Genomic DNA, 18,040 nt, shown 5'->3' on the forward strand with positions numbered 1-18,040 from the left:
GTATCGCTGCGATTCTGGCCAGCGCTGCCGTTAGGGCGGCGCGGCCAGGTGAACTGCTTTTTGCTCTGCGAGCTGCTCGATCTCCTCGGTCGAGAAGCCGGCCTCGCGCAAAATGTCGCGGCCATGCTGGCCGAGCGTCGGTGCGGGGCCGGCGGCTTCCGGCTGGGTCACGCTCCAGGTGGAGGGCACGCGCATCTGGCGAATCCGGCCTTCGACGGGATGATCGACGGTCCTGAAGAAGTCGACGGCTTGGAGATGCGGATCGTCGAGGATCGTTTCCAGGGTGTGCATCGGCATCACCGGAATGTCGGCGCGCTCGAGCAGATCGCGCCATTCTGCGGTGGTGCGTGTGAGGAAGATGTGGCCGATCTCCTCGTAGATCTCGTCGATGTGCTTCGTCCGCGACGCATGGTTGGCGAAGCGCGGCTGATCGAGGAAATGCGGCTGTCCGATCGCCTCGAAGAAGCTGCGCCAGTGCTTGTCGTTGTAGATGAGGACACAGAGATAACCGTCGCTGGTCTTGTAGGGGCGGCGATAGCGCGAGAGCAGGCGGGCATAGCCGCCATGATCGAGCGGCGGATCGTAGGTGAGGCCGCCCAGATGATCGACCAGCACGAACTCCGTCATCGATTCGAACATCGGAACGTCGATGCGCTGGCCTTCGCCGGTGCGGCTCTGATGCATCAGCCCGCCCATGATCGCATTGACCAGCATCAGGCCGACGATGCGGTCGGCGATGGTGACGGGAACGTAGCGCGGCGTGCCGTCGCCGGCCGCCGCAAGCAGCGTCGGAATCGTGGCGGCGCCCTGGATGAGATCGTCATAGGCGGGCTTTGCGGCATAGGGGCCGGACTGGCCGTAGCCGAACGCGCCGACATAGACGAGAGCGGGATTGATCGCGGCTAGCGTCTCGTAGTCGAGGCCGAGCCGGGCCATCGCCTGCGGGCGCACATTGTAGACGAGCGCGTTGGCCTGCTTCGCCAGCCGCAGCAAGGTGTCGCGGCCTTCCGTCTTCTTCAGGTCGAGCACGATGCTGCGCTTGCCGCGATTGGCATTGAGGAACATCCCGCCCATGCCGGGCGTGCGGCCGGGACCGATCTGGCGAACGATGTCGCCCTCGGGGCTTTCGACCTTGATCACGTCGGCGCCCATGTCCGCCAGCACCTGGGTGCCGTAGGGGCCCATCAGCACCGAGGTCAGGTCGAGAATGGTGAAGCCGGCGAGCGGTCCCATGAGGCCTCGTTGGATAAATTCATATAGGTGGAGTTAAAGTTCATAAAGTAGCCGTGTCAATTCGACGGCTCCGGTCTACGACGCATAGCTCCATGCATAGTTCATATACTTGACAGATAAATTCACCTATATGTACATTTTCAAGCAAGAAATAGAGCGAGGGCCGGACGGCGCCGCAGCAATTCGCTGCCGCGTTCGGCGTGGGGACGCGTCAAGGAGAACGACATGAAGAAGAATCTGGTCAGGGCCGCAGCAGTGCTCGCTCTCTCGCTGCCGGTCTCGACGCTGCAGGCGCAGGCCCTGGAGCTGAAGGTCGCCGATAGCTTCCCCGCCGGTCACTATCTCGTCCGCCTGATGCTGAAGCCCTGGATGGACGACGTCACCAGGCGCACCAATGGCACGGTGACCTTCACCTATTATCCGAACCAGCAGATCGGCAAAGCCGCCGACATGTTGCGTCTGACGCAGTCCGGCGTGGTCGACATCGGCTACATCGGACCGTCCTATGTCTCCGACAAGATGCCGCTCTCGGAAGTCGCGCAATTGCCGGGTGCGTTCGCAACCAGCTGCCAGGGCACACTCGCCTATTGGAAGATCGCGCGTGAAGGCATTCTCGCCAAGCAGGAATACGCGCCGAACAAGATCAAGCTGCTGCTCGCCGTAGTGCTGCCGCCCTACCAGGTGTGGACCGTCAAGTCGAAGGTGGAAACCACCAAGGACATGCAGGGCCTGAAGTTGCGCACCACGGGCGGCGCGCAGGACCTGACGCTGCGTGCGCTCAGCGCCGTGCCGGTGCGCATGGCTGCGCCCGATGCCTATGAGTCGCTGTCGCGCGGCACCATGGACGGCCTGCTGTTCCCGCTCGACAGCGTCGTCTCCTACGGCCTCGACAAGCTGGTCAAGCACGCCACCGAAGGCGTCAGCTTCGGCAGCTTCATCGTCGCCTATTCCATCAACCAGTCGGTCTGGGACAAGCTGCCCGACGACGTGAAGAAGGCGATGAACGAGGCTTCGGAGGCGATTACGCCGCAAGCCTGCGCCGGCGTCGAAAAGGAAGGCGAAGTCACCAAGAAGCAAATGCAGGACGAAGGCATCAGCTTCGATCCGCTGCCAGAGGCGACGCGCACCGAGATCAAGGACAAGCTCAAGGGCGTCGGCAAGGAGTGGGCGAGCGGGCTCGACAGCCGCGGCAAGCAGGCGTCTGCCGCGCTGAAGGAGTTCGACGATCTGCTCACCGCGGGCGGCGCCAAGTAAAGCGCCAGGTAGTCCGATATCCAACAGGGAGACGCTAGAGGTGATCAAACGGGCAGGAGATGTGCTCGGCGCGCTGGAACGCGCGCTGACGGTGATCGCGGTGGTGTTCATGTTCGTGATCATGCTGCTGGTGGTGACCGACGTGTTCATGCGTTACGCGCTGAACAGTCCGTTCTCCTTCACCTATGATCTGATCGGACTCTACCTCCTCGCCGGTGTGTTCTTCTTGACGCTGTCGGACGCCTTGCGTGAGCATGTCCATGTCGGCGTGGACATCCTCTTGTCGCGCTTCTCGCTGACGGGGCGGCGGTTGTCCGAGATCGTCACCGCGCTCGCCGGCTTGTTCGTGTTCATCCTAATCTGCAAGGTCGGCTTCGAGCGCGCGCTGGAGAATTACGAGCAGCACGACGTGCTCTCCGGCGCGATCCCCTGGCCGACCTGGATTTCGGCGGCGCTGGTGCCGTTCGGCTGCGGCGTGCTGGTGCTGCGGCTCGCGCTGCAGCTCGTCGGCAACGTGCTGAGCCTCGTCAGCGGCCGCGATCTGTATCCGCTGCCGCCGGTGACCGGCGTCGGCGAAGCACGCAGCTTCGAGTAACGGCAGGCCTTCATGACCCCTTTCATCGTTCTCGCCCTGCTATTCGGCCTGCTCGCGCTCGGCACGCCCGTCGGTTTCGCCATGGCCTTTTCCGGCTCGGTCGGCCTCGTGATGGTCGGCGGATGGCCCACGCTGCTCGGCATCCTGCAGACCGCGCCGCTCTCGACCGTCTCGGCCTACGAGCTGATCACCATTCCGATGTTTCTCTTGATGGCAGACCTCGTGCTGCTGTCGGGCGTCGCGGACGATCTGTTCAAGACGGCATCGGCCTGGGTCGGCCGCATTCCCGGTGGCCTCGGCATGGCAACTGCGCTCGCAGGCGCCGGCTTCGGTGCGATCTGCGGCACCTCGACGGCATCGGCCGCGACGCTGTCCTCGACCAGCCTGCCGGCGATGATCCGCCAGGGCTACGAGCCGAAGATGGCGGCCGGCGTCGTTGCGATCTCAGGCACGTTGTCGATGCTGCTGCCGACCAGCGTTGCGCTCGTCATCTTCGGCCTGCTGGCGGAGGTGAACATCGGCAAGCTCCTGATCAGCGGCATCATCCCGGCGATCCTGGTGACGTTCACCATCATGGCCACGATCTATTTCCTGGTCTGGCAGGACCCTTCGCGCGCACCGGCCGCGAAGTCTGTACCGTGGCGCGAGAAATTCGCGCTGTTGTGGCAGGTCTCGCCGATGGTGGTGCTGTTCTCGATCGTGACAGGCACGATCTATCTCGGCGTCGCGACGCCGACGGAAGCCTCCGCCTTCGGTGCGTTCGGCGCCTTCCTGCTCGCCATCGTCAAGGGCAAGATCACGCCGTCATCGCTCTATGCGACGCTGCTGCGCGCCTGCCACGGCACCTGCATGATCATCATGATCCTGGTCGGTGCCTCGATCTTCGGCTATTTCTTCACGCTCACCCATGTCACGCAGGACCTCGTCGCCTGGATCGGCAGCCTGCCCGCTTCGCGCTGGGTGATCATCACGCTGATCCTGTGCGGCTACATCGTGCTCGGCTCGTTCATGGACCAGATCGCAATCCTGGTGCTGACCGTGCCGATCGTGCTGCCGCTGATCAAGACGCTCGGCTTCGATCCGATCTGGTTCGGCGTCATCAAGATCGTCACCGCCGAGGTCGGCATGATCACGCCGCCGGTCGGGCTGAACTGTTTTATCGTCGCCCGCTATGCCAAGCGACCGGTGGCGGAAGTCTTCCACGGTACCTTCCCGCATTTCATCGCGCACCTGATCGCAATCGCGATCCTGGTGGCGTTTCCCTCGATCATTCTCTGGCTGCCCTCGCAGATGGGGCGCTAGGATCGGAGCTCGGCTCCCAATAAGGAGATCAAGAACATGGATTTCGCGCTCACCGATCAGCAGGAAGCCATTCGTGCCGCCGTTGCAAAAGTTTGCGAGGACTTTCCCGACGCCTATTGGCTGAAGAAGGACCACGACGGCGGCTTCCCGCATGACTTTCACAAGGCAATGGCCGATGCCGGCTGGCTCGGCATCTGCGTGCCGGAGGAATATGGCGGCTCCGGGCTCGGCATCACCGAAGCCGCGATCATGATGCGCGCCATCGCGGAATCCGGCGCCGGCATGTCCGGCGCCTCCGCGGTGCACATCAACGTCTTCGGGCTCAACCCCGTCGTGGTGTTCGGCACCGAAGAGCAGCGCAAGCGCATGCTGCCGCCGATGGTCGAGGGCCGCGAGAAGGCGTGCTTCGCCGTCACCGAGCCCAACACAGGCCTCAACACCACGCAGCTCAAGACGCGTGCTGTGGCCAAGAACGACCGCTACATCGTCAACGGCCAGAAAGTGTGGATCTCCACCGCGCAGGTCGCGCACAAGATCTTGCTGCTGGCGCGCACCACGCCGCTGGAGGACGTGCGCTCGCCAACCCATGGGCTGAGCCTGTTCTACACCGATTTCGATCGCAAGAAGATCAAGGTCCACGAGATCGAGAAGATGGGTCGCAAGATCGTCGATTCCAACGAGCTGTTCTTCGAGGATTTCGAGATCCCGATGGAGGACCGCATCGGCGAAGAGGGCAAGGGCTTTCAGTATATCCTCGAAGGCATGAACCCCGAGCGTATCCTGATCGCCGCCGAAGCCGTCGGCCTCGGCAAGCTCGCGCTGTCGCGCGCGACCGAATACGCCAAGACGCGCGTGGTGTTCAATCGGCCGATCGGCAAGAACCAGGGCATCCAGCATCCGCTCGCGGTGAACTGGGTCGAGCTCGAGGCGGCCTGGCTGATGGTGATGCAGGCAGCCTGGCAGTACGACAAGGGCTTGCCCAGCGGCGCTGGTGCGAACGCCGCGAAATATTTCGCAGGCGAAGCCGGATACCATGCCTGCGAGCAGGCCGTGATGACCCATGGCGGCTTCGGCTATGCCAAGGAATTCCACGTCGAGCGCTATTTGCGTGAAGTCCTGATCCCGCGCATCGCACCGGTCAGCCCGCAGCTCGCGCTCAGCTTCATTGCGGAAAAGGTGCTCGGTCTGGCGAAGTCTTACTAGTCTTCGCGCGGATCGCTTAGCGGGGACGCCAATGGAAGTCGACTTCTCCGGCCTGATCCGGGAGGGCGACCGTGTCGTGTGCGGGCAGGCAACGGCTGAGCCGGTCACCCTGACCGAAGCGCTGGTCGCGCAAGCCGGGCATCTGCCGGCGTTCCGCATGATGGTCGGTCCAATATTCTCCGACACCTTTTCCGCGGCGTGCGCGCCCAACATCTCGTTCCAGAGCTATGGTGTGATCGGGAATGCGCGGCGGCTCGCGAAAGCGGGACGGCTCGACGTGATCCCGAGCAACTACAGCGCCTTCTGCGCCGATTTCGCCTCACGGCGCCACCGTGCGGATGTGGTGCTGGTGCAACTCGCCGAGTCCGGCGATGGTCGATTGAGCGCAAGCCTCTCCAACGATTATGTCATCGATGCCGCACGGGGCGCGCGCATCGTCATCGCCGAGATCAATCCGGATGCGCCCTGGACGTTTGGCGCGGAATGGCCTGCGGACGCGCCGATCCATCTGCGGGTCGCCGCTCGCCGTCCGCCCGTCGAACTGCCGCCGGCGCCACTTGATGACGTCTCACGGAAAATCGCGTCACATGCGGCGAGCCTGATCGCCGACGGCAGCACGCTTCAGTTCGGCGTCGGCCGGATTCCGGATGCGATCCTGTCTTCGCTGTCGCATGCGCGCAATCTCGGCATCCATTCCGGCCTGATCAACGACGCCGTCGTCGACCTGATCGAGCGCGGCGCGGTGACGAATGCGGAGAAGGGAATCGATGCCGGGATCACGGTGACGAACCAGGTGATCGGCACGAAGCGGCTCTATCGCTTCGTGCACGAGAACAAGGCTGTTTCGGTGCGACCGACGTTGTACACGCACGGCCAGAACGTGCTGGCGCGGATCAGCCGGCTGGTCGCGATCAACTCGGCGCTCCAGGTCGGGCTCGACGGCAGCGTCAATTCCGAGACGCTGAACGGCGTCGCGATCGGCGCCATCGGCGGGCAGCTCGATTTCGTGCGCGGTGCCAATGCATCGCCCGGGGGCAGGGCGATCATCGCGCTGCCGGCGACGGCGTCCGACGGGACCAGCCGCATTGTCGTCAATGTGGAGACCGTGACGACGCCGCGCGCCGACGTCGATGCCATCGTGACCGAATGGGGCGTTGCGGAGCTGCGCGGTTGCGGACTTGCCGAGCGCGCGCGCCGCATGATCGCGATCGCGGCGCCCGGGCACCGCGATGCGCTGTCGGCACAACTTCGCGCCGCGCACTAGCGAGCTATCTGAAACAGGCCGGCCTATTCGGCGGCGATCCGTTCCATTGCCATGGCGCGAAGCCGGGCGCGCTGGATTTTCACACCGTTGGCGCTGTCGGTGACGGGGAAAGCGTCGACGATATAGATTCGGGCCGGCACCTTGTAGCCGGCGAGCCGCTCGCGCAGGCGCGCCACCAGCATCTCCTGCTGCGGCGGCTCCTTGGCCGGGATCACAAAGGCGACGCAGCGCGCCTGACCCCTAAGATCGATCGCGACAGCCTGGGCGTCGGCAACCCCCGTGCAGGCTTTGAGCTCGTCCTCGATCTCGCCCGGCGCAACCAGGAAGCCGCCGAGCCGCATCGCATCGCCCGCGCGGGTCTCGTAGACGAAGGCGCCGTCGCCGCGCAGGCGGCCGATGTCGCCGGTGCGGAAGAAGCCGTCGGCAGTGATCGCATCGCGCGTCGCATCCGGGTTGTTGAAATAGCCGAGGAAGCACGAGGGCGCGCTGATCTCGATCTCGCCGGAGATGCCTTGCGCCGCCAGCTCCCCGGTCTCGGTATCGCGCACGCGCACCTTCGCGCCGGGAGACATCGGCCAGCCGCCGCCTTCGATGCGATCGGCGAAGGCATCACCGGGGCGGGCGATCGAGAACAGCGCCTGCACCTCGCTCGAGCCGTAGAGGCCGAACAGCGGCATGCCGCGCGCCTCGGCCTCCGCGGCGAGCTCACGCCAGCCGGGCTGGAACGCGGCGAAGCCGCAGACTTCGAGATGCGGGAATGGCCGTGGCGCATCGGCGAGCGCGAGGATGCGGCGGAACATCTCGTCGGAGCCGAAGGCGTGCGTGATCTTGTGTTCGCCAAGGACCTTCGACGCTGATGCCGCCTCGAAAGCATCGAGCACATGGATGGTCGCGCCGGCTGCGATGAAGCCGAGCAGGCTGGTCATGCCGAAGGTGCCGCAGAACGGCAGCATGGCCAGCAGCGAATGGCGCTGTGGCGCGAGTTTTAGCGCCTTGGCGACGGAGGCGGCGTGCGTGGCGAGCGTCCGCTGCGAATGCGCGACGAGCTTCGGCCCCTTGGTCGTGCCCGATGTCGTGTAGAGCAGCACCGGCAGATCGACATCGTCCTGCGCCGGCGGCGCTGGCGGATAGGACTTCTCGAACGCATCGAAGTGCGCACAGGGCCAGTGTGCGGGGATCGCATCCCCGCCGACCACCACGAGCCTTTGCAGCGCAGGCACTTCGTCCCTGCTGACCTCGGCGAGGATGGCGGAAAAATCGATCGAGCGGAAGGCGGCCTCGACCACCATCAGCCTGGCGCCGGACACCTTGAGCAGATGGCCGACTTCCGCGCTGCGGTAGCGGGTATTGACCGCGGCCACGATCGCACCGCAGCGGGCGGCGGCGAACAGCAGTGCGATCCATTCGACCCGGTTGACCAGCCAGACCGCGACCACGTCGCCCTGGCCGATGCCTTGCGCGGCAAGCCATGCGGCGGTCTGCTCGACCTTCCCGGAGAATTCCGCGCGCGAGACCGGCCTGCGGTCAAACACGAAGGCGGGCTCGGCGCCTTCGGTGCCGATCAGCGATTGAAGCGAGAATTGGTTGACGCTCATGGCAACCGGACTAACCCGATCGCGCAGACCTGTCTACTTGGTGCCGAACATCCGGTCGCCGGCATCGCCCAGGCCCGGCACGATGTAGCCGTGGTCGTTGAGCCGCTCGTCGATCGCGGCGGTCCAGATCGGCACGTCGGGATGCTCGCTCTGGAACTGCGCGATGCCTTCGGGCGCGGCCAGAAGGCAGACGAAGCGGATGTCGCGGGCGTCGCGCGCCTTGAGCAGGGAGGCGCCGGCGCAGGCCGAGTTGCCGGTCGCCAGCATCGGGTCCATCAGGATCACGGTGCGGTCGGACAGGTCCTGCGGCGCCTTGAAGTAATATTCCACGGCCTGCAATGTCTCGGGGTCGCGGTAGAGCCCGATATGGGCGATGCGCGCCGACGGCATCAGCGCCAGCATGCCGTCGAGGAAGCCGACGCCGGCGCGCAGGATCGGCGCCAGCGTGAGCTTCTTGCCGGCGATCTTCGGTGCCCGCATCGGGGAGATCGGCGTCTCGATCTCGACGAGCTCCAGTGGCAGATCGCGCGTCACCTCGTAGCCGAGCAGCATCCCGATCTCGTTCAGGATCTCGCGAAAACTCTTGGTCGAGCGGTCCTTCTCCCGCATGAGGGAGAGCTTGTGCTGGACCAGGGGGTGGGCGACGACATTGACGCTGCTTGTGCTCATGAAACCGATCTACACGGTTCCGTGAAATTGCGCCAGATCGGCCAGATCTTTTCGCGGGGATACGCGGCCTCAGGCGGGCATCGCGACGGCGCTGCGCACCCGGCTGCTGGCCTCGTAGGCAGCCATGGTCAATTCACGGTCCATCGATGTGCCGGATTCTAAACTCCCAGCCCGCGTGCCACGAGCGTGATCACGATTGTCAGGATCGCGCCCCAGATCAGGCTCAGCGTCATGGTCAGGATCGTCGTCGTGACCGCCTGCTCCAGATTTCCCTTGAGGAGCTGCATGCTACTTGTCCGTGGCAGGCGCGGCGCCGATGCGCATGCCGAGCAGCAATGCCCCCATCACCGCAACCAGGATGGCGATCTTGAGCTCAATCATGTCCGCAGCCTTGCCGCCGCGCGGGCCAGGAGCCGCCTCGCGCCCTCCGCCAGCGCAATCAGCGGATTGCCGCGGTTCTCGATATCGAGCTCGAAGGTCTCGGCGGGAAACACCAGCGCGCATCTTGCGAGGCCACTCTGCCGGTTGGCGAAATCGACCGCTGAGCTCTTGAACAGGAAGAGACCGCCGATGCGTCCATGCGCCTCCCGCGCGACCCAGAGGCCGGCGCTGTTGCGCCCGATGAAGAAGGCGGGGATGGCGGTGCTTATGACATCCGGGTCGATCGGTCCAAGGCACGCCGCGGACGCGGCCATTGTCGGTCGCTCGGGCTGGCGGCGCGTGGCTTGAAGGGCGATCGCGGTCATCGCGGCTTCCTCACACATCTGCAAGGTCATGATGGTCTCCCATGCCGTCAGGCGTGGAGGTGCCAGACATAGATCGCGGTCTTCAGCGCGATCAGCGCTGCGAGCACGCTGCCCATCGAGAGCAGGGTCAGCGCGCTGAGCGCGATGCGCTTGAGCTGCGCCTTGCGCTCCGGCGAGATCCGTGCGGGGCGTTCGGCCCAGCCAAGGGAGCGCTCAACGCCATGTGTCAGCATCGACATGTCTGCATTCCTTCGTCAGCATGGCGGCGGCCGAGGCCGCCGCAATCTGCCTCCTATGATGTCCATCGTTGCGTAGGATTGCGAGATGAGCGCCGAGGCACCAGTATAGGAATGCTATAAGGATGCCGACCGTCGCGCCGGCAGCCCTCTGAAGAGACCGGGGTTCCGCTTCGGCCGGGCCTGAGACGGCGCAGGATCCGAATGCGTCATCCCGATCGCTGCGGCAAAGGCGTTCCGCAGCCGCGGTTCCTCGATCTGCTTGCAGAAGCATTCCAGCGTCGCTTCCACACTCTGCCGCTGCCCGCTGATGGCCGCACAGAGTTGCGAGCTGGTCCGCCGAAAGAAGTGGAGGGAGTCCGTGGCGCCGCCGCCCAGATGATCGAGCTCCGCCGCGAGCGCGGCGACATTAAGCCTGTCGGACTCATCGAGCGTCACGGCAAATCGCAGCAGCGTGAGCTGCCAGGCGCGGAGCAGCCTGTGAGGCCCTTCGATTGATTGCCGCATGGGGATACCCGGATGCCGTGCGACGCCTCAGGCGCCGACGCGGTCGATCAGCTCCTCGTCGGCGATCGCGGCGAATGCGCGTACCACTTCCCTCTGCGCGGCTGCGTCCAGCGGAACGATCGGAAGCCTTGTGGCGGGCGACATCAGGCCAAGCACGCCGAGTGCACATTTAAGTGCGGCCGGGCTCTCCTTCCCGAGGCAGGCGATCAAGGGGATCAGGCGCCTGTGCAGGTACCGGGCGGATTGCAGCCGGCCCTGCCTGACATGTGAAAAAATCGTGCGGCAGAGATCCGGCGCGACGTTGGCAATCTCCGAGATCGCGCCATCGCCGCCGTCCGCGATGAAGCCGAAGGCGGTGGTGTCGTCGCCGGATAGACAGCGAAAGCCGGCGGGCAGGCGGTGGGACAGGCGCATCGGACGGGTAATGTCGCCACTCGCATCGCGCAAGCCCACGAACTGGCGCGATTCGACGAGACGCAGAAGCGTCTCGTCGGCGAGCGGCCGCAGCGTGCGGGAGGGTGCGTCGTGCAGGATCACGGGCAGGCCGATCGAGCCGGCAATGGCGCGGAAGTGCGCGAGCATTCCTTCCTGCATCGGCTTGTTGTAGGCGGGCACCACCGACATCACGGCATCGGCGCCGGCCGCCTCCGCGCGCCGCGCGAGTTCGATGGCGTGGCTCGTTGAATTCGACACGGCGCCGGCAATGATCCGCACGCGGCCACGCGCGACATCGACCGCGGTGCGAATGATCAGCGCCTGCTCGGCCGGCGAGAGCGTCGGTGCCTCGCCGGCGGTCTCACACACCACCAGTGCGGGTACGCCGGCCGCGATCTGACGCTCGCAGAGCGCGACGAACGCCTTCAGGTCGATCGCGTCGGCCGAATCGAACGGCGTCGGCAGGTCCGGTATGAACCCGGTGAACCAGGCGGAGGGTGGGATGAACATGGTTTTTTGCCGAGAAGCTCAGGCGGCGCGCTTGGGAGCGGCGGCATCGGGCCTGCTGCCCATGTCGAGCTCGATCTCGCGTGGCAGCTCGATGATGGTCTCGGGGTGCTGTCCGTTTTCGAACAGCGCATATTTGATGGCCTGGGCGCGGTTGACGAACAGGCCACCGTAGAGGCCGTTCTGCTGCTGGGCGACCCACTGTCCCCTGTGGTTGCGGCCGATGAAGACGATGGTCGAGGGAGAGCTGCACGAGGGAGGTTCGACGAGTTTCACTTTCGTATTCCTTCCGATTGACGCGGGCGGCGGGTGCGTGTCCCGCGACCACCCGATCAATATCTTTTCAAGCGAATATGATTTCGAGTGAGGCTGCGCGACGATCTCATAGGAAGGTCATAAAGCCCGATGTTCAGGCCAGCTCGTTGACGACCTGAACCAGCGCGAACAGGGCGCCGAAGGCAACGCCCTCGTCCCAATGATTGAGGACGGCACCGAACAGCGGCTCGCGCCTGACGAGGCCGGCGAGGGCGCACAGGATGATCGACATCCAGAGCAGGGCGGAGAGGCTGCGTGCAAAGCCGACGCTGCCGAAGGCTGCAAAGGCGACGAGCAGTGCGATGCGGACGGCAAAGCGCGCGATCAACCGCGTCGGGCTGAGGCCCCGCGACATGTCTGAAGATTGCGGCAAGGCGCGAACCTCCGCTTGGCCTAGCTGAAATTCTCGCAAGCGACCGGCTGATAGAGCGGGTCCGGGGCGGCGCGCACGGTGGGAACGCTCGGCCGCGATACCTCCACGGCCAATGCCTGTACCTCGATGAAGGCCGACAGCAACGCCAGCGCGAGATCGGCATGCCGGGCTTCGACAGCGGCGTCGAGCCAGTCCGGCAATTCGCGCTCGCGCGACAGCGCGCAATGCCACTCGCCCTCGTCATAGGCGATGCGGCGGACCTGCCACATCGGCAGCTCGAGCTCGATCAGCGCCAGCGCGGCGTCGGTCCAGGCCTCGGCGTCGACCAGGCGCGTGATATGCGCGCTGCGCTCGCTCCGCCCGCGCGACGGGAAGCGCCGGCAGGCCTGATCGATGATGTCGAGCATCAGCGGACGCGTCATTGCCGGTGCCGCGCGAAGCTGCTGGTTGAGGGAAGGTGGGGCAAGGCGTCGGAGAACGGCGGTCATGTCAGGCCTCCTGGAATTGGCGTCGGTCAGTCGGCCGGCCTCTCCAAGATGGCTGGAAGCGCATTTGAAAACGAGATGGGGGCGGGACGGGCGATATAAGGATTTCATAAGTGCACGGAATCTTCCGGATAAGAGCGACAGATCCCCGGCCGCCGTCGCCGCCGAAGGTCGAGGCTTATAGAAGCAGGGCTTTTTGAAAAGACCCTGGCCATGGCCTGCCTTAACAACGGTAGTGAAAGCAACGGTGGCTTGTGTCGCTGCGCTGCCTGCTCGGAACGACCGTCCGGAATACAGTGTCGGTGCCACATGGCGAACAGCCACGACGCGTCGGCACTTATAGAATTCATATAACTTCGCCATAGGCCTCATCTCGAAAACCTATGCCGGTGGTGGCACTTCAACACGGTCAAAAGTCCCGGCTGGTGCCGTGGAAATGCTTTGCATTTCCTTCGTTCCACGCGCTCGCCGGACGCCTGAGAAACGGTTGCGTCCGACATAAAGCCGCAACGAGGAGCATTCCCATGATGGACATTCTGGTGCTGGCGCTGGGCTTTGGCTTCTTCGCGCTTGCGATCGGCTACACCTACGCCTGCGAACGGCTGTGAGGGAGCGGACCATGACCTTCGATTATTCGCTCGCCGCCGTCGTCTCGCTCGGTCTCCTGTTCTACCTCACTTACGCACTGCTGCGGCCCGAGCGGTTCTGACCCGTGCTGCTGCTTCTCGAATTGCTGCTCGCGGACGCCGCGCTCGTCGCGTGCCTGCTTGCCCTGATCCTGCCGCTCCTGCGCAGGACAAACGTCCTAAAGGGTTGATGCCATGACTATGATCGGTTGGCTCCAGATCATTCTCTTTTGCGCGATTATCGTCGCGCTGACAAAACCGCTCGGCGGGTACATGACGGCTGTGTTCAACGGCGAGCGGACGTTCCTGTCGCCGGTGCTGCGGCCGATCGAGGCCGGCATTTATTGGTTTTCTGGCGTCGAAGAGAGGCGCGAGCAGCATTGGCTGACCTACACGGTCTCGATGCTGCTGTTTCATGTCGGCGGCTTCCTGATCATCTACGGCGTGATGCGGCTTCAGGCGGTGTTGCCGTTCAACCCGGCCGGGCAGGGCGCTGTCGCCCAGGATCTCTCCTTCAACACCGCGATTTCCTTCATCACCAATACCAACTGGCAGAATTACGGCGGCGAGAGCACGGTATCCTATCTCGTGCAGATGCTCGGCCTGACGCACCAGAATTTCCTGTCGGCGGCGACCGGCATCGCGCTCGCGGTGGCCATGATCCGCGGATTCTCGCGCGCCTCGATGCGCACGGTCGGTAATTTCTGGGTCGACGTCACCCGCACGACACTTTACGTGCTGCTGCCGATCTGCGTCGTCTACACGCTGTTCCTGGTCTGGCAGGGCATGCCGCAGACGCTCGGTGCTTACGTCGAGGCCACGACGCTCGAAGGCGCCAAGCAGACCATCGCGGTCGGCCCGGTGGCCTCGCAGGTCGCGATCAAGATGCTCGGGACCAATGGCGGCGGCTTCTTCAATGCCAACGCCGCCCATCCCTTCGAGAACCCGACGGCGCTGTCGAACTTCGTGCAGATGCTCTCGATCTTCCTGATCGGCGCGGCCATGACCAATGTGTTCGGCCGCATGGTCGGCAACCAGCGCCAGGGCTGGGCGATCTTCGCGGTGATGGGCGTGCTGTTCATCGCCGGTGTCTCCATCACCTACTGGGCGGAAGCCAACGGCACCTCGATGATGCATGCACTCGGCCTGACCGGCGGCAACATGGAGGGCAAGGAAGTCCGCTTCGGCATCGTCGCATCCTCGCTGTTCGCCGTGGTGACCACGGCCGCCTCGTGCGGCGCGGTCAACGCCATGCATGACAGCTTCACCGCGCTCGGCGGCATGATCCCGCTGATCAACATGCAGCTCGGCGAAGTCATCATCGGCGGCGTCGGCGCCGGCCTCTATGGCATGCTGCTGTTCGTCGTGCTCGCGATCTTCGTCGCCGGCCTGATGGTCGGCCGCACACCGGAATATGTCGGCAAGAAGATCGAGGCGCGCGAAGTCAAGATGGCGATGCTCGCGATCCTGGTGCTGCCGCTGATGTATCTCGGCTGGACCGCGGTCGGCGTGGTCTATCCGGCGGCGGTCGCCTCCATGGCGAATGCCGGCCCGCATGGCTTCACCGAGGTGCTCTACGCCTTCACCTCGGCGACCGGCAACAACGGCTCGGCCTTCGCGGGCCTCACCGGCAACACGTTGTTCTACAACCTCACGCTCGCATCCGCGATGTTCGTCGGCCGGTTCTTCATGATCGTTCCGGCGATGGCGATTGCGGGCTCGCTGGCCGCCAAGAAGTCGATCCCGCCGTCGGCGGGCACGTTCCCGACTACAGGCGGGCTGTTCGTCGGCCTCGTCGTGGGCGTGATCCTGATCATCGGCGGCCTGACCTTCTTCCCGGCACTCGCGCTCGGCCCGATCGTCGAGCAACTCGCGATGAACGCCGGCAACGTCTTCTGATTGTTTGGAGTGACCTCCATGGATACGATGAAACTGCAAAAACGTGCCCCGATGTCGGCAATGCTCGATCCCAAGATCGTTCTGCCCGCGATCAGCGCGTCCTTCACCAAGCTCGACCCGCGGCTGATGATCAAGAACCCCGTGATGTTCGTGGTCGAGATCGTGGCCGCGCTCACCACGGTGATCTTTCTGCGCGACCTCGTCACCGGCGGCGAGAATCTCGGCTTCACCTTCCAGATCATCCTCTGGCTCTGGTTCACGGTGCTGTTCGCCAATTTCGCCGAAGCGGTGGCCGAAGGCCGCGGCAAGGCACAGGCCGAATCGTTGCGCAAGACCCGCACCGAGAGCCAGGCCAAGCTCCTGAGCGGCGCGGGCCAGGCCTTCACGCTGGTGCCGGGCACCAGCCTGAAGGTCGGCGATATCGTGCTGGTCGAGGCCGGGGACACCATCCCCTCCGACGGCGAGGTGATCGAAGGCGTCGCTTCCGTCAACGAAGCCGCCATCACTGGCGAGTCCGCGCCCGTGATCCGCGAGTCCGGCGGCGACCGGTCGGCGGTGACCGGCGGCACGCAGGTGCAGTCCGACTGGATCCGCGTCCGCATTACGGCCGCGCAAGGCTCGACCTTCATCGACCGCATGATCAAGCTGGTCGAGGGCGCCGAGCGGCAGAAGACGCCGAACGAGATCGCGCTCAACATCCTGCTCGCCGGCCTCACCATCATCTTCGTGTTCGCCACCGTCACCATTCCGAGCTATGCGGCTTATGCCGGCGGCTCGATCTCGGTGGTCGTGCTGGTCGCACTGTTCGTGACGCTGATCCCGACCACGATCGGCGCGCTGCTATCGGCGATCGGTATCGCTGGCATGGACCGCCTGGTCCGCTTCAACGTGCTGGCGATGTCCGGCCGCGCGGTCGAGGCTGCCGGTGACGTCGATACGCTGCTGCTCGACAAGACCGGTACGATCACGCTCGGCAACCGTCAGGCCACCGCGTTCCGCCCGGTTCGCGGCGTCACCGAGCAGGAGCTCGCCGATGCGGCGCAGCTCGCCTCGCTCGCCGACGAGACGCCGGAAGGCCGCTCCATCGTCGTGCTGGCGAAGGAGAAGTATTCCATTCGCAGCCGGGACATGGCCGAGCTTGGCGCCACCTTCATTCCGTTCACGGCACAAACCCGCATGAGCGGTGTCGATGCCGGCGGCTCGTCGGTGCGCAAGGGCGCGGTCGATGCCATGCTCAACTATGTCGGCGGCGGTGCGCCGCTGGCCGTTGCCTCCGGCAACACCGCGCGCGCCATTCAGCCTGCGGTGCTTTCCGACGTCGGCCGTGAAGTCCAGACCATCGCCGATGAGATCTCGAAAGCGGGCGGAACACCGCTTGCGGTCGCCAAGGACGGCAAGCTGCTCGGCGTCATCCAGCTCAAGGACATCGTCAAGGGCGGCATCCGCGAGCGCTTCGCAGAACTGCGCCGCATGGGCATCCGCACCATCATGATCACCGGCGACAACCCGATGACGGCCGCTGCGATCGCGGCGGAGGCGGGCGTCGATGACTTCCTCGCGCAAGCAACGCCCGAGGACAAGCTGAAGCTGATCCGCGACGAGCAGGCCAAGGGCAAGCTGGTCGCCATGTGCGGCGACGGCACCAACGACGCGCCCGCGCTCGCCCAAGCCGACGTCGGCGTCGCCATGAACACCGGCACCCAGGCCGCCCGCGAGGCCGGCAACATGGTCGACCTCGATTCCAACCCGACCAAGCTGATCGAGGTGGTCGAGATCGGCAAGCAGCTGCTGATGACGCGCGGCGCGCTGACGACGTTCTCGATCGCCAACGACGTCGCAAAGTATTTTGCGATCATCCCGGCGATGTTCCTGGCGTTCTACCCGCAGCTCAACGTGCTCAACGTCATGAACCTGTCGAGCCCGCAGAGCGCCATCCTGTCGGCGATCATCTTCAACGCGCTGGTCATCATCGCGCTGATCCCGCTGGCGCTGAAGGGCGTCGCCTATCGCGCGGTCGGTGCCGGCGCATTGCTGAGGCGCAACCTCCTGATCTACGGCCTCGGCGGCATCGTGATTCCCTTCATCGGCATCAAGGCGATCGACCTCGTCGTCACCGCCTTGCATCTGGCTTGATCGTCGTCGCGGGGCGCACCGCGCCCCGCGCAATGACGAAAGATTTGGAGACCTAACATGCTCAGAGAAATTCGCCCCGCCATCGTCCTGCTGCTGGTGCTCACCGCCATCACCGGCCTGGCCTATCCGCTCGCAATGACCGCTATTGCCGGTGCGATCTTCCCCTCGCAGGCGCAGGGCAGCCTGATCGAGCGGGACGGCAAGGTGATCGGCTCCGCCCTGATCGGGCAGGAGTTCAAGGAGGACAAATATTTCCACGGCCGCCTCTCGGCGACTTTGGCGCCGGACCCGAATGATTCGACCAAGACGGTGTCGGCGCCCTACAACGCGGCCAACTCGGGCGGCTCCAACCTTGGCCCGACCAGCAAGGCGCTGGCCGACCGGCTCAAGGAGGATGTGGACAAGTTGAAGGCTGAAAATCCGAACGCCGCCGTGCCGGTCGACCTGGTCACCACCTCGGCCAGCGGCCTCGACCCGGACATCTCGCCGGAAGCGGCTGAATTTCAGGTGCCGCGGGTGGCGAAGGCGCGGAATCTGCCGGACGATCAGGTCAAGCAGCTCGTGGCCTCCAACACCCAGGGCCGTTTGCTCGGCCTGATTGGCGAACCGCGGGTTAACGTTCTGGCACTGAACCTCGCGCTCGATCGCGCCACCGCGAAGTAG

At 64.8% G+C, this 18,040-nt stretch carries 21 protein-coding genes; 11 read left to right on the top strand and 10 right to left on the bottom strand.

Annotated elements, in window-relative coordinates; translation table 11 throughout:
- Positions 1-30 precede the first annotated feature (30 nt).
- Positions 31-1,233, bottom strand: a complete 1,203-nt coding sequence (locus tag AB7Z56_RS08185; protein ID WP_063981376.1) for a CaiB/BaiF CoA transferase family protein — start codon at positions 1,231-1,233, stop codon at positions 31-33.
- 225 nt (positions 1,234-1,458) lie between these two features.
- Between AB7Z56_RS08185 and AB7Z56_RS08190 the strand changes: the two genes are divergently transcribed.
- Genes AB7Z56_RS08190 through AB7Z56_RS08210 form a run of 5 tightly spaced genes read left to right on the top strand, consistent with a single transcriptional unit; the run spans position 1,459 to position 6,851 of the window.
- Positions 1,459-2,487, top strand: a complete 1,029-nt coding sequence (locus AB7Z56_RS08190) for a TRAP transporter substrate-binding protein (RefSeq protein WP_283017524.1) — start codon at positions 1,459-1,461, stop codon at positions 2,485-2,487.
- Between the two features lie 40 nt (positions 2,488-2,527).
- Complete coding sequence (locus tag AB7Z56_RS08195) at positions 2,528-3,082, top strand: TRAP transporter small permease (RefSeq protein ID WP_441256182.1); 555 nt, start codon at positions 2,528-2,530, stop codon at positions 3,080-3,082.
- Between the two features lie 12 nt (positions 3,083-3,094).
- Entirely contained in the window at positions 3,095-4,384 is a 1,290-nt protein-coding gene (locus tag AB7Z56_RS08200; protein ID WP_063981378.1) for a TRAP transporter large permease, read from the top strand.
- A 36-nt stretch (positions 4,385-4,420) separates the two neighbouring features.
- Positions 4,421-5,587 carry an acyl-CoA dehydrogenase family protein gene (locus tag AB7Z56_RS08205; RefSeq protein ID WP_063981379.1) on the top strand — a complete coding sequence of 389 codons (1,167 nt, stop codon included), beginning with the start codon at positions 4,421-4,423 and terminating at the stop codon, positions 5,585-5,587.
- 31 nt (positions 5,588-5,618) lie between these two features.
- Positions 5,619-6,851: an acetyl-CoA hydrolase/transferase family protein gene (locus AB7Z56_RS08210; RefSeq protein WP_063981380.1), complete on the top strand. Its 1,233-nt coding sequence runs from the start codon at positions 5,619-5,621 to the stop codon at positions 6,849-6,851.
- A 23-nt stretch (positions 6,852-6,874) separates the two neighbouring features.
- Here AB7Z56_RS08210 and AB7Z56_RS08215 read toward each other — a convergent pair whose 3' ends face one another.
- The 5 genes from AB7Z56_RS08215 to AB7Z56_RS08235 all read right to left on the bottom strand — a co-directional run bounded on the left by AB7Z56_RS08215 (position 6,875) and on the right by AB7Z56_RS08235 (position 10,100).
- Complete coding sequence (locus tag AB7Z56_RS08215; protein WP_063981381.1) at positions 6,875-8,446, bottom strand: AMP-binding protein; 1,572 nt, start codon at positions 8,444-8,446, stop codon at positions 6,875-6,877.
- 33 nt (positions 8,447-8,479) lie between these two features.
- On the bottom strand, positions 8,480-9,115 hold the full coding sequence (gene upp, locus AB7Z56_RS08220; RefSeq protein WP_063981382.1) for a uracil phosphoribosyltransferase: 636 nt from the start codon (positions 9,113-9,115) through the stop codon (positions 8,480-8,482).
- Between the two features lie 158 nt (positions 9,116-9,273).
- On the bottom strand, positions 9,274-9,402 hold the full coding sequence (locus tag AB7Z56_RS08225; RefSeq protein WP_256376468.1) for a hypothetical protein: 129 nt from the start codon (positions 9,400-9,402) through the stop codon (positions 9,274-9,276).
- 90 nt (positions 9,403-9,492) lie between these two features.
- Entirely contained in the window at positions 9,493-9,891 is a 399-nt protein-coding gene (locus tag AB7Z56_RS08230) for a hypothetical protein (protein WP_063981383.1), read from the bottom strand.
- A 17-nt stretch (positions 9,892-9,908) separates the two neighbouring features.
- A complete protein-coding gene (locus AB7Z56_RS08235) occupies positions 9,909-10,100 on the bottom strand; it encodes a hypothetical protein (protein ID WP_063981384.1) in 192 nt (63 codons plus the stop codon).
- A 201-nt stretch (positions 10,101-10,301) separates the two neighbouring features.
- Here AB7Z56_RS08235 and AB7Z56_RS08240 point away from each other — a divergent pair, with 201 nt between their 5' ends.
- Complete coding sequence (locus tag AB7Z56_RS08240) at positions 10,302-10,595, top strand: hypothetical protein (RefSeq protein ID WP_187387945.1); 294 nt, start codon at positions 10,302-10,304, stop codon at positions 10,593-10,595.
- 36 nt (positions 10,596-10,631) lie between these two features.
- Here AB7Z56_RS08240 and dapA read toward each other — a convergent pair whose 3' ends face one another.
- The 4 genes from dapA to AB7Z56_RS08260 all read right to left on the bottom strand — a co-directional run bounded on the left by dapA (position 10,632) and on the right by AB7Z56_RS08260 (position 12,722).
- Positions 10,632-11,549, bottom strand: coding sequence for a 4-hydroxy-tetrahydrodipicolinate synthase (gene dapA, locus AB7Z56_RS08245; protein WP_063981386.1), 918 nt, complete (start codon positions 11,547-11,549; stop codon positions 10,632-10,634).
- An 18-nt stretch (positions 11,550-11,567) separates the two neighbouring features.
- Positions 11,568-11,822: a hypothetical protein gene (locus tag AB7Z56_RS08250; protein WP_063981387.1), complete on the bottom strand. Its 255-nt coding sequence runs from the start codon at positions 11,820-11,822 to the stop codon at positions 11,568-11,570.
- 133 nt (positions 11,823-11,955) lie between these two features.
- Entirely contained in the window at positions 11,956-12,234 is a 279-nt protein-coding gene (locus AB7Z56_RS08255; protein WP_081369150.1) for a hypothetical protein, read from the bottom strand.
- A gap of 20 nt (positions 12,235-12,254) precedes the next feature.
- Positions 12,255-12,722: a hypothetical protein gene (locus AB7Z56_RS08260; protein ID WP_063981389.1), complete on the bottom strand. Its 468-nt coding sequence runs from the start codon at positions 12,720-12,722 to the stop codon at positions 12,255-12,257.
- Between the two features lie 380 nt (positions 12,723-13,102).
- Here AB7Z56_RS08260 and AB7Z56_RS08265 point away from each other — a divergent pair, with 380 nt between their 5' ends.
- From AB7Z56_RS08265 to AB7Z56_RS08285, 5 genes are all read left to right on the top strand, one after another.
- On the top strand, positions 13,103-13,327 hold the full coding sequence (locus AB7Z56_RS08265; protein WP_187387946.1) for a hypothetical protein: 225 nt from the start codon (positions 13,103-13,105) through the stop codon (positions 13,325-13,327).
- A gap of 11 nt (positions 13,328-13,338) precedes the next feature.
- Positions 13,339-13,428, top strand: coding sequence for a K(+)-transporting ATPase subunit F (locus tag AB7Z56_RS08270; protein WP_041953522.1), 90 nt, complete (start codon positions 13,339-13,341; stop codon positions 13,426-13,428).
- A gap of 112 nt (positions 13,429-13,540) precedes the next feature.
- Positions 13,541-15,244, top strand: a complete 1,704-nt coding sequence (kdpA, locus tag AB7Z56_RS08275) for a potassium-transporting ATPase subunit KdpA (protein WP_063981390.1) — start codon at positions 13,541-13,543, stop codon at positions 15,242-15,244.
- Positions 15,245-15,262: 18 nt separating this feature from the next.
- Positions 15,263-17,377: a potassium-transporting ATPase subunit KdpB gene (gene kdpB / locus AB7Z56_RS08280; RefSeq protein ID WP_063981391.1), complete on the top strand. Its 2,115-nt coding sequence runs from the start codon at positions 15,263-15,265 to the stop codon at positions 17,375-17,377.
- Between the two features lie 57 nt (positions 17,378-17,434).
- Entirely contained in the window at positions 17,435-18,040 is a 606-nt protein-coding gene (locus AB7Z56_RS08285) for a K(+)-transporting ATPase subunit C (RefSeq protein ID WP_063981392.1), read from the top strand.

Origin of the sequence: Bradyrhizobium sp. 482_C4_N1_8 (assembly GCF_052075965.1) — a bacterium.
GTDB classification, from domain to species: Bacteria; Pseudomonadota; Alphaproteobacteria; order Rhizobiales; family Xanthobacteraceae; genus Bradyrhizobium; species Bradyrhizobium barranii.

Bases quoted from the DNA above. Each gene is read 5' to 3' on its own strand.
- AB7Z56_RS08285 (WP_063981392.1), top strand. From the start codon at position 17,435: ATGCTCAGAGAAATTCGCCCCGCCATCGTCCTGCTGCTGGTGCTCACC.
- kdpA (WP_063981390.1), top strand. From the start codon at position 13,541: ATGACTATGATCGGTTGGCTCCAGATCATTCTCTTTTGCGCGATTATC.
- AB7Z56_RS08215 (WP_063981381.1), bottom strand. From the start codon at position 8,446: ATGAGCGTCAACCAATTCTCGCTTCAATCGCTGATCGGCACCGAAGGC.
- AB7Z56_RS08240 (WP_187387945.1), top strand. From the start codon at position 10,302: ATGCGTCATCCCGATCGCTGCGGCAAAGGCGTTCCGCAGCCGCGGTTC.
- upp (WP_063981382.1), bottom strand. From the start codon at position 9,115: ATGAGCACAAGCAGCGTCAATGTCGTCGCCCACCCCCTGGTCCAGCAC.
- AB7Z56_RS08225 (WP_256376468.1), bottom strand. From the start codon at position 9,402: ATGCAGCTCCTCAAGGGAAATCTGGAGCAGGCGGTCACGACGACGATC.
- AB7Z56_RS08260 (WP_063981389.1), bottom strand. From the start codon at position 12,722: ATGACCGCCGTTCTCCGACGCCTTGCCCCACCTTCCCTCAACCAGCAG.
- AB7Z56_RS08265 (WP_187387946.1), top strand. From the start codon at position 13,103: ATGCCGGTGGTGGCACTTCAACACGGTCAAAAGTCCCGGCTGGTGCCG.
- AB7Z56_RS08210 (WP_063981380.1), top strand. From the start codon at position 5,619: ATGGAAGTCGACTTCTCCGGCCTGATCCGGGAGGGCGACCGTGTCGTG.
- AB7Z56_RS08190 (WP_283017524.1), top strand. From the start codon at position 1,459: ATGAAGAAGAATCTGGTCAGGGCCGCAGCAGTGCTCGCTCTCTCGCTG.
- dapA (WP_063981386.1), bottom strand. From the start codon at position 11,549: ATGTTCATCCCACCCTCCGCCTGGTTCACCGGGTTCATACCGGACCTG.
- AB7Z56_RS08270 (WP_041953522.1), top strand. From the start codon at position 13,339: ATGACCTTCGATTATTCGCTCGCCGCCGTCGTCTCGCTCGGTCTCCTG.
- AB7Z56_RS08235 (WP_063981384.1), bottom strand. From the start codon at position 10,100: ATGTCGATGCTGACACATGGCGTTGAGCGCTCCCTTGGCTGGGCCGAA.
- AB7Z56_RS08205 (WP_063981379.1), top strand. From the start codon at position 4,421: ATGGATTTCGCGCTCACCGATCAGCAGGAAGCCATTCGTGCCGCCGTT.
- AB7Z56_RS08230 (WP_063981383.1), bottom strand. From the start codon at position 9,891: ATGACCTTGCAGATGTGTGAGGAAGCCGCGATGACCGCGATCGCCCTT.
- AB7Z56_RS08185 (WP_063981376.1), bottom strand. From the start codon at position 1,233: ATGGGACCGCTCGCCGGCTTCACCATTCTCGACCTGACCTCGGTGCTG.
- kdpB (WP_063981391.1), top strand. From the start codon at position 15,263: ATGGATACGATGAAACTGCAAAAACGTGCCCCGATGTCGGCAATGCTC.
- AB7Z56_RS08200 (WP_063981378.1), top strand. From the start codon at position 3,095: ATGACCCCTTTCATCGTTCTCGCCCTGCTATTCGGCCTGCTCGCGCTC.